The 12,978-nt window shown below is 50.2% G+C and carries 11 protein-coding genes; all 11 read right to left on the bottom strand.

Going from position 1 to position 12,978, the window contains the following annotated elements:
• Nucleotides 1–9: 9 nt before the first annotated feature.
• From nuoN to AC07R0_RS02005, 11 genes are read right to left on the bottom strand one after another with little or no spacing between them, the layout of a single operon-like run.
• Nucleotides 10–1,497, bottom strand: coding sequence for an NADH-quinone oxidoreductase subunit NuoN (gene nuoN, locus AC07R0_RS02055; RefSeq protein ID WP_495103586.1), 1,488 nt, complete (start codon nucleotides 1,495–1,497; stop codon nucleotides 10–12).
• Between the two features lie 25 nt (nucleotides 1,498–1,522).
• On the bottom strand, nucleotides 1,523–2,995 hold the full coding sequence (locus AC07R0_RS02050; protein ID WP_495103585.1) for an NADH-quinone oxidoreductase subunit M: 1,473 nt from the start codon (nucleotides 2,993–2,995) through the stop codon (nucleotides 1,523–1,525).
• Between the two features lie 12 nt (nucleotides 2,996–3,007).
• Nucleotides 3,008–5,068: an NADH-quinone oxidoreductase subunit L gene (gene nuoL, locus AC07R0_RS02045; RefSeq protein WP_495103584.1), complete on the bottom strand. Its 2,061-nt coding sequence runs from the start codon at nucleotides 5,066–5,068 to the stop codon at nucleotides 3,008–3,010.
• 6 nt (nucleotides 5,069–5,074) lie between these two features.
• A complete protein-coding gene (nuoK, locus tag AC07R0_RS02040; protein ID WP_490590185.1) occupies nucleotides 5,075–5,383 on the bottom strand; it encodes an NADH-quinone oxidoreductase subunit NuoK in 309 nt (102 codons plus the stop codon).
• Nucleotides 5,383–6,042, bottom strand: a complete 660-nt coding sequence (locus AC07R0_RS02035) for an NADH-quinone oxidoreductase subunit J (RefSeq protein WP_495103583.1) — start codon at nucleotides 6,040–6,042, stop codon at nucleotides 5,383–5,385. The genes nuoK and AC07R0_RS02035 overlap by 1 nt, the downstream gene beginning before the upstream one ends.
• Nucleotides 6,043–6,090: 48 nt before the next feature.
• Nucleotides 6,091–6,603 (bottom strand): NADH-quinone oxidoreductase subunit NuoI, encoded by a 513-nt coding sequence (gene nuoI / locus AC07R0_RS02030; protein ID WP_495103582.1) that lies wholly within the window; start codon nucleotides 6,601–6,603, stop codon nucleotides 6,091–6,093.
• A 12-nt stretch (nucleotides 6,604–6,615) separates the two neighbouring features.
• Nucleotides 6,616–7,698: an NADH-quinone oxidoreductase subunit NuoH gene (gene nuoH / locus AC07R0_RS02025; RefSeq protein ID WP_495103581.1), complete on the bottom strand. Its 1,083-nt coding sequence runs from the start codon at nucleotides 7,696–7,698 to the stop codon at nucleotides 6,616–6,618.
• Nucleotides 7,695–9,839, bottom strand: a complete 2,145-nt coding sequence (gene nuoG, locus AC07R0_RS02020; RefSeq protein ID WP_495103580.1) for an NADH-quinone oxidoreductase subunit NuoG — start codon at nucleotides 9,837–9,839, stop codon at nucleotides 7,695–7,697. The genes nuoH and nuoG overlap by 4 nt, the downstream gene beginning before the upstream one ends.
• A gap of 14 nt (nucleotides 9,840–9,853) precedes the next feature.
• On the bottom strand, nucleotides 9,854–11,206 hold the full coding sequence (gene nuoF, locus AC07R0_RS02015; protein ID WP_495103579.1) for an NADH-quinone oxidoreductase subunit NuoF: 1,353 nt from the start codon (nucleotides 11,204–11,206) through the stop codon (nucleotides 9,854–9,856).
• Nucleotides 11,206–11,709, bottom strand: coding sequence for an NADH-quinone oxidoreductase subunit NuoE (nuoE, locus tag AC07R0_RS02010; protein WP_495103578.1), 504 nt, complete (start codon nucleotides 11,707–11,709; stop codon nucleotides 11,206–11,208). The genes nuoF and nuoE overlap by 1 nt, the downstream gene beginning before the upstream one ends.
• A gap of 7 nt (nucleotides 11,710–11,716) precedes the next feature.
• Nucleotides 11,717–12,970, bottom strand: coding sequence for an NADH-quinone oxidoreductase subunit D (locus AC07R0_RS02005; RefSeq protein WP_490590192.1), 1,254 nt, complete (start codon nucleotides 12,968–12,970; stop codon nucleotides 11,717–11,719).
• Nucleotides 12,971–12,978: the final 8 nt, after the last annotated feature.

Here is a 12,978-nt window from a genome sequence, read left to right as displayed (position 1 = left end):
CCAAGCCACTCAAGTACCCAGTGTCAACACGATGGAGCGTGCGCACAAGGCCATCAAACCACCAGGAACCAAGCCCAGCAACAGAACCAACGCGCCATTCAGAGTCAACACCGCGCGCACGTCCAACGGAGCAGATACCGTGCTGGCGGTAATGGGTGCGTCAAAGTACATCACCTTCACCACGCGCAAATAATAGAACGCGCCAATCAAGGACATGATCACGGCAAAAATTGCCAAAGCGATATAGCCGGTGTAGCCAGAGGCAATCAACGCTTGCAGCACCGAGAGTTTGGCGTAGAAGCCGACCATAGGAGGGATGCCAGCCATGGAGAACAAGCAGATGGCCATCACGGCGGCATACAAGGGACTACGCTCATTCAAGCCAGCCAAATCAGAGATTTCTTCGCTTTCAAAGCCTTCGCGAGCCAGCAGCAAGATCACACCGAAGCCAGCCAGGGTGGTCAATACATAGCTCACGACATAAAACATCGATGAGCTGTAAGCATTCGCGGCAGACAAGGTGTCGCCATTGACCACACCAGACAACAGACCCAATAAGACAAAGCCCATTTGAGAGATGGTGGAATAAGCCAACATGCGCTTCAGATTGGTTTGGGCCACGGCAGCCAGGTTACCCACCAGCAGGGAGCCGATAGACAACACCACCAGCATCTGTTGCCAATCTATCGCCAGAGGCAGCATGCCCTCTACCAACAAGCGGATCACGATGCCGAATGCAGCCAGCTTGGGAGCACCGCCGACCATCAAGGTCACCGCCGTGGGAGCGCCTTGGTAAACGTCTGGAATCCACATATGAAAAGGCACAACACCGAGTTTGAACGCCAAACCAGCAACCACAAACACCAGACCAAACACCAGCACCTGGTGCTTAACTTGCCCGGAAGCAATCACCTTGAATGCCTGGCCCACCTCCAGGGTTCCTGTTGCACCGTACATCATGGACAAACCATATAGCAAAAAGCCAGATGCCAGCGCGCCCAACACAAAGTACTTCATGGCGGCCTCGCTAGCAGTAGCGTTGTCGCGGCGCAAAGCCACTAGAGCATAACTGGACAAAGTAAGCAGCTCCAAGCCCATATAGATGACCAAGAAGTTGTTGCCCGAAATCATCACCGACATGCCCAACAGCGCAAACAGGCTAAGGGTGAACATTTCACCACCGCGCAGCATGTCACGATCGGCCGCATAAGGACGGCCATATACCAAGGTCACCATGACCGCAACCGTTGCAAAACATTTCAGCCAGTTGCCCATGGGGTCGCTGACCACCATATTGCCAAAGCCGTACAGCGTGGTATTACCGCTGGCGTAGGAACCCTGCAGGAATGCAACGAAGGCCAGCGTGGCCATCGTCAAGATATAGGTTCCGGTTCTACGAGGGCTTTTCACACCCAAGTCGACCAAGGCAATAACACAGGTCATCGCCAACAAAATAATCTCTGGATAAACCGTAATCCAACTGATTGTGTCAATCATCTTATCGTTCTCAATTCAGTGGTGTTTACAACTTGGAAATCGCAACATGCTTGATCAAATCGGCAACCGAAGCATCCATCACGTCGGTAAACGGTTTCGGATAAATCCCCATGGCGAGAACAGCAATTGCCAACAGCGCCAGCATCAAAAACTCCCGGGCATTGATATCCGTAAGTTCCTTGACATCGTCATTGGCCAGGGGTCCGAGATATACCCGTTTAAACATCCACAAGGTATATGCAGCACCAAAAATCAATGCGGTCGCCGCGCCAAAACCGATCCAGAAGTTGAACTTGATGGCACCCAAAATAACCATCCACTCACCCACAAAGCCCGCAGTGCCCGGCAAACCACAATTTGCCATAGCAAACAACAATGCAAACGCAGCAAACTTGGGCATGGTATTGATTACACCGCCGTAGCTTGCAATTTCACGGGAATGCACGCGGTCATACAGCACGCCAATGGACAAGAACATAGCAGCCGACACAAAGCCGTGCGCAATCATCTGAACCAAAGCGCCCGAAATACCCAAGTCATTAAATATGAAGAAACCCAAGGTCACGAAACCCATGTGAGCGACGGATGAATACGCAACGAGCTTCTTCATGTCCTGCTGCACCATCGCAACCAAGCCGACGTAAATCACAGCGATCAAGGAGAAAGCGATCAACAGCCAAGCCCATTGGTGAGCCGCATCGGGCGCAATGGGAAGTGAGAAACGCAGGAACCCGTACGCGCCCAGCTTGAGCATGATCGCAGCCAAGACGGCCGAACCACCGGTAGGTGCCTCCACGTGCACATCCGGCAACCAGGTATGTACAGGCCACATGGGAACCTTGACGGCAAATGCAGCAAGAAAAGCAAAGAACAACAAGGTCTGCGTGCGGCTATCCAAGCGCAGCTGGTGCCAGGTAGCGATATCAAAGCTACCACCTGACTTCACGTACAAGAAAATCAATGCAACCAGCATCAGCAAAGAGCCTAGCAGGGTGTACAGAAAGAACTTGAAGGCTGCGTATATCTTGTTTGGACCACCCCAGATACCGATGATCAAGTACATCGGAATCAGAGTGGCTTCAAAGAATACGTAGAACAAAATCCCGTCGAGCGCACAAAACACACCGATCATCAATCCACTCAGGATCATGAAAGCGCCCATGTACTGGTTGACGCGGCGGGTAATTACCTCCCATCCGGCAATAACCACTACCACGTTGATAAACGCGGTCAAGATCACAAACCATACAGAAATACCATCCACACCTAGGTGGTAGAAGACATTGAAGCGCTCAATCCAGCTTGCCTTTTCCACGAACTGCATCGCCGATGTCCCAAGTTGAAAACCTTGGTAAATCGGCAATGTGACTAGAAAACTCAGCAATGCACCAATCAGTGCAATCCAACGCACAGCCCGAGCATGCTCATCACGCCCCAGGGCCAAAAGTACAACGCCAAAGAATATAGGTATCCAAATAGCTAGGCTCAACAGTCCCATTTTTCTTTTCCCTTATTTGACGAGCCGGACCAAAGCCATAAACTGATCGTGCCAGACGAAATATGTCATCAATACAAAGACACCGGCAATCATGGCAAAGGCATAGTGGTAGATAAAACCGGTCTGCACCCAACGTACCAAGCCAGATACCCAGCCCACAATTTTCCAGGAACCATTGACCACAGCCCCGTCGATGATCACGCGGTCACCCACCTTCCACAGCAATGAGCCCAACAAACGCGCTCCACGAGCCAATACGTTTTCATTAAACCAATCCAGGTAATATTTGTTTTCAAGCAGCGTGTAAATTGGCTGGCAAGCACGCTTGATGGTCGCTGGCACGGCAGGATTGACCATGTACATGTAATAAGCAACCACCACCCCGGCCAAGGCCAATATGAAAGGCAGGGAAGTCAGCGCGTGTAAGGCCATCGCCATAGGACCATGGAAACCTTTGGCCAACTCTTCCATTGCCGGATGACGCTCCGCATCTACAAAAATAGCACCCTTGAAGAAATCACCAAACAACATCGGATCAATCGTCATCCATCCCAAAATTACAGATGGAATAGCCAATAGAACCAATGGCAAAGTCACCACCCAAGGAGATTCATGGGGTGTATGCGCCTCATGGTGACCGTGGTGGTCGGCATGATCATCATGGTGACCATGATGGGCATCTGGATTTTGATCGAAACGCTCTTTGCCATGGAAGACCAGGAAGTAGAGACGGAAGGAATAAAACGCCGTCACAAACACGCCGGCCAACACAGCAAATGAAGCAAAACCTGCACCGGGCAAATGGCTCTCTTGCACAGCTTCAATGATGCTGTCTTTTGAGTAAAAGCCGGAAAATAACGGAGTTCCGATCAGCGCCAAAGAGCCCAGCAACGAAGTAATCCACGTAATTGGCATGTAGCGACGCAGACCGCCCATCCAACGGATGTCCTGGTTGTGGTGAACGCCCATGATGACCGAACCAGCAGCCAAAAACAGTAGTGCCTTGAAGAAAGCATGGGTCATCAAATGAAACACAGCAACCGAATAAGCCGAAGCACCCAGTGCGACAGTCATATAGCCTAGTTGCGACAACGTTGAATACGCCACAACGCGCTTGATGTCGTTCTGAATAATGCCAAGGAACCCCATGAACAGCGCAGTAATAGCGCCGATGACCATAATGAAGTTGAGCGCGGTATCGCTCAATTCAAACAATGGAGACATGCGAGCGACCATGAAAATACCAGCGGTAACCATCGTCGCCGCATGAATCAATGCAGAAATAGGAGTCGGGCCTTCCATAGAGTCCGGCAGCCAAACATGCAAAGGAAACTGTGCGGACTTACCCATGGCACCAATGAACAAGCAAATGCAGATGACAGTCACCAGCATCCACTCAGTACCAGGGAACACAAGCTTGCTCAACTCATCGGCCTTCCCAAAAGCCTCTGCGTAATTCAAAGTACCAGCATAAGCAGCAATCAGACCAATACCGAGAATGAAACCAAAGTCACCTACACGGTTAACCAAAAATGCCTTCATATTGGCAAAAATAGCGGTAGGTCGGTTAAACCAAAAACCAATCAACAAATAAGACACCAGGCCCACTGCTTCCCAGCCAAAGAACAGCTGAAGCATGTTATTGCTCATTACCAACATCAACATGGAGAATGTAAATAATGAGATGTAGGCAAAAAATCGGTTATAGCCTTCGTCTTCCTCCATGTAGCCGATGGTGTAGATGTGGACCATGAGAGACACAAAAGTCACCACACACATCATCATCGCGGTCAGACCATCGACAAGAAATCCGACCTCCATGCGCAACCCACCAACCACCATCCAGGTATAGAGAGTTTCACTAAAACGGGCCCCATCCAAAATAACGCTTTTGAGCGTCATAGCCGACAAGATGAAGGCAACGAATACACCCAGAATAGTCAGACTATGGCTAGCGCGGCGACCAATTAAATTGCCACCAAATGCGGTACCAAAAACACCGGCCAGAAGAGCTCCTGCAAGTGGGGCCAGTGGAACTGCAAGAAGAGTAGAAGCGGTAAGGGTTTGAGTCATTTCTTATTAACCCTTGAGCGCATTGAGTTCATCCACATTGATATTGGATTTATTACGAAAGAGAAGCACCAGAATAGCCAGACCAATAGCCGATTCAGCGGCAGCCACCGTCAGGATAAAAAACACAAATATCTGCCCACGCATATCATTCAGATAGTACGAAAAAGCCACGAAGTTCATGTTCACAGCCAAAAGCATCAGCTCAATTGCCATCAACAAAACGATAAGGTTTTTTCGATTCAGAAAGATGCCAATAACCGACAGGGCAAACAAGATTGCCCCCAGCGACAAAAAGTGACCTAGCGTTAACGTCATTATTTTTTCTCCACGCTCGCAACGACGGCCGCCGCCACCTCAGCTTGAACAGGTTGCGTCACCTTCATCTTGATAATTTCTACGCGATCACGCGCCTTCACGCGAACCTGATCAGATGGGCTGGCATGCTTACTATCCTTGCGCTGACGCAAGGTAAGTGCAATTGCAGCCACAATCGCCACCAGCAAAATAACCGCGGCTATTTCCAAGGGATACAAGTACTCGGTATACAACAGCTTCCCCAACTCTTTGGTATTAGAAAACTGAGGTACTACAGGTACTAAAGCAGCAGAATTGCGAGCCTCCTCCGTTAAACGGAATCCCCCCATCAACACTGCCGCCATCTCCAAAGCGATCAAAGCGCCAATAGCGGCTGCAAATGGGAAATGTTTCCAAAAGCCTTGTCGCATGGAATCGATATTGATATCCAACATCATCACGACAAAGAGAAACAACACCATCACGGCGCCGACATACACCAGCACCAAGGCTATGGCTAGAAACTCAGCTTTGAGCAAAATCCAAATCGCCGCAGCCTGGAAAAACGCCAATACGAGGTAAAGCGCTGCGTATACAGGGTTGCGCGACGTAATGACACGAAACCCAGCGAACAACAACACCGCTGAGAAAAAGTAAAAAAGGCCAGTCTTAACGTCCATGGATCGATTCTTGTTTTATAGGATCAAAAGGATTGCGATCAGAGGATATCAACGGTATTTGGCATCTGCAGCACGGGCAGCTGCAATTTCCTTCTCATACCGATCACCAACGGCCAGCAACATGTCTTTGGTGAAATAGAGATCACCACGCTTTTCACCGTGATACTCAAAAACATGGGTTTCCACGATTGAATCGACGGGGCAACTCTCTTCACAAAAGCCACAAAAAATACATTTGGTCAGATCAATGTCATAGCGGCTGGTACGACGCGAACCATCAGTACGCACATCAGACTCAATTGTGATGGCCATTGCTGGACACACTGCCTCGCATAGTTTGCAGGCGATGCAACGCTCTTCACCATTTTCGTAACGACGCAAAGCGTGCAGACCGCGAAAGCGCGGCGATATGGGCGTCTTTTCCTCTGGAAATTGCACAGTAATCTTGCGCCGGAAGGCATGCTTTCCTGTAAGCGCCAAACCTTTAAAAAGCTCCACCAGCATAAAACTGGAAAGGAAATCTTTCAGTGAAAAGGCGGGAGAAGCCAATGTAGAAGACATGAATGACTCTCTTTACTTCCAGATATTTAACGACGTTTGCATCCACGCACCCACAACAACCAGCCACACCAAGGTAATTGGTATGAAAATCTTCCAACCTAGGCGCATGATTTGGTCATAACGAAACCGTGGGAAGCTGGCACGTACCCATAGAAACATAGTGACGACCGCAAATGTCTTGATGCCCAACCAAATCCAGCCTGGAATAAGATTGAACAACGCACCGTCAATCGGAGAGAGCCATCCCCCCAAGAACATGATTACGGTCAAGATAGAAACCAGCCACATATTGGCGTACTCGGCCAAGAAGAACATGGCAAAGCTCATCCCAGAGTACTCCACCATATGGCCTGCAACAATTTCAGACTCTCCCTCGACCACGTCAAAAGGATGTCGATTTGTCTCAGCCAAACCGGAAATGAAATACACAATAAACACCGGCAACAAAGGCAGCCAATTCCATGAGAGGAATGTCAGGCCCTTGTCTGCAAACATACCCTTAGCCTGCCCCAACACAATGTCGGTCATATTCAAGCTGCCAGATACCATCAACACAATTACGAAACAGAAACCCATAGCGATTTCATAGCTCACCATCTGCGCAGAAGCACGTAGTGCGCCTAAAAAAGCATACTTGGAATTGGATGCCCAGCCGGCAATAATGACGCCATACACCTCCAGAGATGTAATTGCCATCAAAAACAGTAAACCTGCATTGATATTGGACAGCGCAACTTCAGGACCGAATGGGACCACCGCCCAAGCTGCCAAGGCCGGCATGATCGTCATAATCGGACCCAAGAAAAATAGCCCCTTATTTGCTACCGAGGGAAGAATAATTTCTTTGGTGAGCAGCTTCAGTGCATCTGCAATAGGTTGCAGTAACCCCAGAGGACCGACGCGATTAGGACCAATACGAATTTGGGTCCAGCCGATTGCCTTACGTTCCCACAAAGTAAGGTAAGCCACACATCCCATCAACGGCAGCAACACCGCAACGATCTTGATAAGCGTCCAGATAACAGGCCATGCACCAGCAGCCCACCAGTTTGCAGCAACCAGCCCCTGGCCAAAACCGAATATCGAATCGATCATGCCGTCACCTCATTCACGCTGGATGCACGACGTCCATCCGCAGTAAGCTGCAATGACGTAGCGCGGCGCACAATACCGTCTAATTGGTAAAGGCTTGCAACGGACGGCGTAGCTACATTTGCAGAACTCAGATCCACGTTTGCCTGGGTTTTATTGCTCAGCATATCGACAGAAACACTTGCAGCACCAAGAAAACCCGTTGTCGCCAAGACATCCTGTGATGACTCGAAGTCAAAACCAGGAACCTTCAACAGGTTCGCCAATACACGCAAAACCTTCCATCCTGGTCGAGTTTCAGCCAACGGCCGAACCACCGCATGAAAACCTTGGATACGGCCTTCGGCATTCACAAAAGTACCTGCCGTCTCAGAAAATGGCGCAATAGGCAAAAGCACATCGCTGAACGCCAAGTTGGCCTTGAACGGACTTAACGTAACCACCATTTCAGCTTTAGCCAGAGCCGATGCTGCATTAGCACCAGCTGCAGAATCAAACTCTGGCTCCGTATTCAAAAGCAGAACCGCCTTCAAAGCACCATTCAGCATGATCTGAGCGTTTAATCCGCCTTGCCCAGGAAGTGCATTGACCAATTGCGCACCCACGGTATTTGCTGCTTCCGTCAGATAACCAATAGAAGCATCAGTTTGCTCAGCAATCCAATTTGCCAAAGCAAGAATACTGGAAGCCTTGGCGTGATGTGCTGCAGCATTACCCAGCAACACAGCTTTTCTATCCCCCCCCAACAGAGACTTGGCAATTGCAATCGCAACCGCGGTTGCCTCACCCTTTGCAGGCGGAGCAACACCCTTTTCCGATGCAATTGCTACAGCAACATCAGCCAGAACCTGAACCCATTGCGCAACTGGCACCAGCGTGGAATAAGCCAAAGGCATGGCCCACGCGTCGGGCTGAGCCAACTCAACTTCAGAATTGATAACACTCACAGCACAACCTTTGCGCGCCGCCTGGCGAATGCGTTGTGCAAATAAGGGATGATCCTTGCGCAGATTGGATCCCACCACCAGGACACGTTGCAACTGACTCAGACTTGCAATGGAAGTGCCCAGATAACGTACACCTTCGTTTGGAGCAAACTCAGCATTACGCATGCGATAGTCAATATTTTCACTACCCAAACCGCGTACCAACGCACCAGCAAGAACCAGTTCCTCAAGAGTACTGTGCGGGCTCACCAAAGCACCAATGGATGCAGCGCCGTGCTGTTCCTTGATCTGCTGCAGGCCATTAGCAACATATTCAAGTGCGGTTTGCCAATCTACCGACTTCCACTCCCCGCCCTGCTTCAGCATAGGCGTAGTAAGACGCTCGGTACTATTCAATGCCTCATAGGAAAAACGATCGCGATCAGCAATCCAGCATTCATTTACCGCTTCGTTTTCCAGCGGCACAACACGCATAACCTTATTGTTTTTAACTTGCACAACAAGATTTGCGCCCGTAGAGTCATGCGGGCTTACTGATTTGCGGCGTGACAACTCCCAGGTACGAGCGCTGTAACGAAAGGGCTTGCTAGTCAACGCACCGACAGGGCAAATATCGATCATATTGCCCGACAACTCTGAATCCACAGTCTCGCCCAGCACTGTCGTGATCTCGGAATGCTCGCCCCGATGGATCATTCCAAGCTCCATCACACCTGCAACCTCTTGGCCAAAGCGCACGCAACGCGTGCAATGTATGCAACGGCTCATCTCCTCCATCGAGATCAAGGGACCCACATCCTTGTGGAAGACAACCCGTTTTTCTTCCTCGTAACGAGAAGAAGAACCGCCATAACCCACGGCCAAATCCTGCAATTGGCATTCACCACCCTGATCGCAAATAGGGCAATCCAAGGGATGGTTGATCAGCAAAAACTCCATCACGGACTGCTGGGCCTTAATTGCCTTGTCGCTCTTAGTGCGAACAATCATTCCTTGTGTGACAGGCGTAGCACATGCAGGCATGGGCTTGGGAGCCTTTTCCACATCCACCAAGCACATACGGCAGTTGGCCGCAATACTTAACTTCTTGTGATAACAAAAATGCGGAATATAAGTTCCCGCCTTTTCAGCAGCATGCATAACCATGCTGCCTTCGACGATTTCCACCTTTTTGCCGTCGAGCTCGATTTCTACCATGTACTTTCCCTTGATCAGGCGTGCGCTGCAGCCTGTGGATTCTTGTTTTGGATCAACGCCTCGAACTCTGGGCGGAAATGCTTGATCATGGCCCGCACGGGCATGGCAGCAGCATCACCCAGCGCACAAATCGTGCGACCTTGGATGTTGTCGGCCACCGAGTTCAGCAGGTCTAAGTCGGTCACCCTGCCCTCCCCTCGCCATATGCGGTCGATCACACGCCACATCCATCCCGTACCTTCCCGGCACGGCGTGCACTGACCGCAGGACTCATGCGAATAGAAGTAAGACAAGCGCAGCAAGCTTTCCACCATACTGCGAGAGTCATCCATCACAATCACGGCGCCAGAACCCAGCATCGAACCTGCTTTGGCAATGGAGTCATAGTCCATGGTGCACTGCATCATGATGTCTGCAGGCAGCACAGGCGCAGAAGATCCGCCAGGAATCACGGCCTTCAAACTACGGCCTTTGCGAACGCCACCCGCCAATTCCAGCAATTTGGAAAATGGCGTTCCCATTGGAATTTCGTAATTGCCAGGACGCTCTACATCGCCACTCACAGAGTAGATCTTAGTGCCGCCATTGTTAGGCTTACCACATTCCAAATAGGCTTGACCACCATTGCGGATGATCCAGGGAACGGCAGCAAAGGTTTCTGTATTGTTAATGGTCGTGGGCTTTCCATACAAGCCAAAACTTGCAGGGAATGGAGGTTTGAAACGCGGTTGCCCCTTCTTACCCTCCAAGGACTCCAGTAACGCTGTTTCTTCTCCGCAGATATAGGCACCGAAGCCATGTGAAGCATGCAGTTGGAAAGAGTAGTTACTTCCCAAAATATTGTTGCCTAAAAGCCCCGCACTGCGCGCCTCTTCAAGCGCCTCTTCGAAGCGCTCATAGGTTCCAAAAATTTCACCGTGGATATAGTTGTACCCAACAGAGATCCCCATTGCATACGCAGCAATCGCCATACCTTCGATCACGATATGCGGGTTATATTGCATGATGTCGCGGTCTTTGCAGGTCCCAGGTTCACCCTCATCTGAGTTGCACACCAGGTATTTCTGCCCCGGAAATTGGCGTGGCATGAAGCTCCACTTCAACCCCGTGGGGAAACCTGCCCCACCTCGGCCACGCAACGCGGACTCCTTGACTGTCGCAATCACCTGATCCTGGGTCAGACCTTCACCACCGTCTTTTCCCAAAATCTTGCGCAACGCCTGGTATCCACCGCGTGCTTCATAGTCCTTCAAACGCCAATTACTACCATCCAGATTTGCAAAAATCTGGGGATTAATATGCCGATCATGGAAACAGGTTTGAACACCTGTAGCCTTGAACTGAGAAAGGATTTGTTCAGCAGACATTACTTCGCCTCCACTGGCAACGCACTGGATGCAAGCAATCCATCCACCAACTGATCCAACTTCTCGTTGCTCATAAAGCTGCACATAGTACGGTCGTTCACCAAAATGACCGGAGAATCTGCACACGCGCCCAGACATTCACTTTGCTGCAGAGTAAACAAGCCGTCAGGGGTTGTTTCATTCATAGCAATACCCAACTTGTGCTCAAGATGCTTCAATGCCTTGGCACCATCTCGCAACTGACAGGGCAAATTAGTGCACACGTTGAGCTTGAAGCGGCCTGTCGGCACTTGGTTGTACATGTTGTAGAAGGTCGTCACTTCATGCACGGCAATCTGCGGCATATCCAGATATTCGGCTACGACCTTCTCACTTTCAGCGCTTACATAGCCAAGCTCTTGCTGAACAATAGAAAGGCAAGCCATTACAGCGGATTGTTTTTGATCAGACGGAAACTTCGCCACTTCGCGGGCGAAACGAGATTTTGTTGCTTCAGAAATCATGTGTGCATCACCTGTCAATTTCGCCGAACACAATGTCCATCGTGCCGATCACAGCAACAGCATCGGCAATCATGTGCCCGCGAGACAACTCATCCATTGCAGCCAAGTGCGCAAAACCGGGTGCACGAATCTTCAGCCGATAAGGCTTGTTGGCACCATCGCTAACCAAGTAAATACCAAATTCACCCTTAGGATGCTCCACGGCGGCATACGCCTCACCCATCGGTACGTGGAAACCCTCCGTGAAAAGCTTGAAATGGTGGATCAACTCCTCCATATTCGCCTTCATAGACTCACGTGCAGGCGCAGCAACTTTGTGGTTGTCAGTAATAACCGGACCAGGATTCACACGTAACCAATCTACGCATTGCTTGATGATCCGGTTTGATTCGCGCATTTCCTGGACTCGAACCAGGTAACGGTCATAACAATCCCCCGTCTTACCAACAGGAATATCAAACTCGACCTTGTCATAAGCATCGTAAGGTTGTTTTTTACGCAAGTCCCATGCAACACCAGAGCCTCTCAGCATTGCGCCCGAGAAACCTAGGTTTAAAGCACGCTCGGGAGTCACCACCGCAATGCCAACCGTACGCTGCTTCCAGATACGATTTTCCGTCAGCAAGGTTTCGTATTCATCAACGCACTTTGGGAATCTGGCGCAAAAATCGTCAATGAAATCGAGCAAACTGCCCTGGCGATTTTCATTCAACTTTGCCATGGTCTTCGCATTTTTGATGCGACTGGCCTTGTATTGCGGCATGGTGTCCGGCAGATCACGGTACACACCGCCTGGACGGAAGTAAGCCGCATGCATACGCGCACCACTCACCGCCTCGTACATATCAAACAGATCTTCACGCTCGCGGAAGCAATAGATCAGTACGTTCATCGCTCCACAGTCTAGGCCGTGCGCACCCAACCACAGCAGATGGTTCAATAAACGGGTGATCTCCGCAAACATCACGCGGATGTATTGCGCACGCAACGGCACATCAATGCCCATCATTTTTTCGATGGCAAGACAGTAAGCCTGCTCATTCGCCATCATTGACACATAGTCAAGACGGTCCATATAGGGCAGCGACTGGATAAAAGTCTTGGATTCGGCCAACTTTTCAGTGGCGCGGTGCAACAAACCGATATGCGGATCCGCGCGCTGAATAACCTCGCCATCCAACTCCAAAACCAAACGTAAAACGCCGTGCGCGGCCGGATGTTGGGGCCCAAAATTGAGCGTGTAATTCTTGATTTCAGCCATGAGCTATC

Source organism: Rhodoferax sp. GW821-FHT07F03 (assembly GCF_059418745.1).
The sequence above is the reverse complement of the archived record's forward strand: the minus strand, read 5'-3'. Positions and strand labels throughout refer to the sequence as shown.

What these genes read in the sequence shown, in the direction of transcription:
- nuoL (WP_495103584.1), bottom strand. Translation starts at nt 5,068, where the DNA reads ATGACTCAAACCCTTACCGCTTCTACTCTTCTTGCAGTTCCACTGGCC.
- nuoF (WP_495103579.1), bottom strand. Translation starts at nt 11,206, where the DNA reads ATGTCTGCTGAACAAATCCTTTCTCAGTTCAAGGCTACAGGTGTTCAA.
- nuoH (WP_495103581.1), bottom strand. Translation starts at nt 7,698, where the DNA reads ATGATCGATTCGATATTCGGTTTTGGCCAGGGGCTGGTTGCTGCAAAC.
- AC07R0_RS02050 (WP_495103585.1), bottom strand. Translation starts at nt 2,995, where the DNA reads ATGGGACTGTTGAGCCTAGCTATTTGGATACCTATATTCTTTGGCGTT.
- nuoK (WP_490590185.1), bottom strand. Translation starts at nt 5,383, where the DNA reads ATGACGTTAACGCTAGGTCACTTTTTGTCGCTGGGGGCAATCTTGTTT.
- AC07R0_RS02005 (WP_490590192.1), bottom strand. Translation starts at nt 12,970, where the DNA reads ATGGCTGAAATCAAGAATTACACGCTCAATTTTGGGCCCCAACATCCG.
- nuoN (WP_495103586.1), bottom strand. Translation starts at nt 1,497, where the DNA reads ATGATTGACACAATCAGTTGGATTACGGTTTATCCAGAGATTATTTTG.
- nuoG (WP_495103580.1), bottom strand. Translation starts at nt 9,839, where the DNA reads ATGGTAGAAATCGAGCTCGACGGCAAAAAGGTGGAAATCGTCGAAGGC.
- AC07R0_RS02035 (WP_495103583.1), bottom strand. Translation starts at nt 6,042, where the DNA reads ATGGACGTTAAGACTGGCCTTTTTTACTTTTTCTCAGCGGTGTTGTTG.
- nuoE (WP_495103578.1), bottom strand. Translation starts at nt 11,709, where the DNA reads ATGATTTCTGAAGCAACAAAATCTCGTTTCGCCCGCGAAGTGGCGAAG.
- nuoI (WP_495103582.1), bottom strand. Translation starts at nt 6,603, where the DNA reads ATGTCTTCTACATTGGCTTCTCCCGCCTTTTCACTGAAAGATTTCCTT.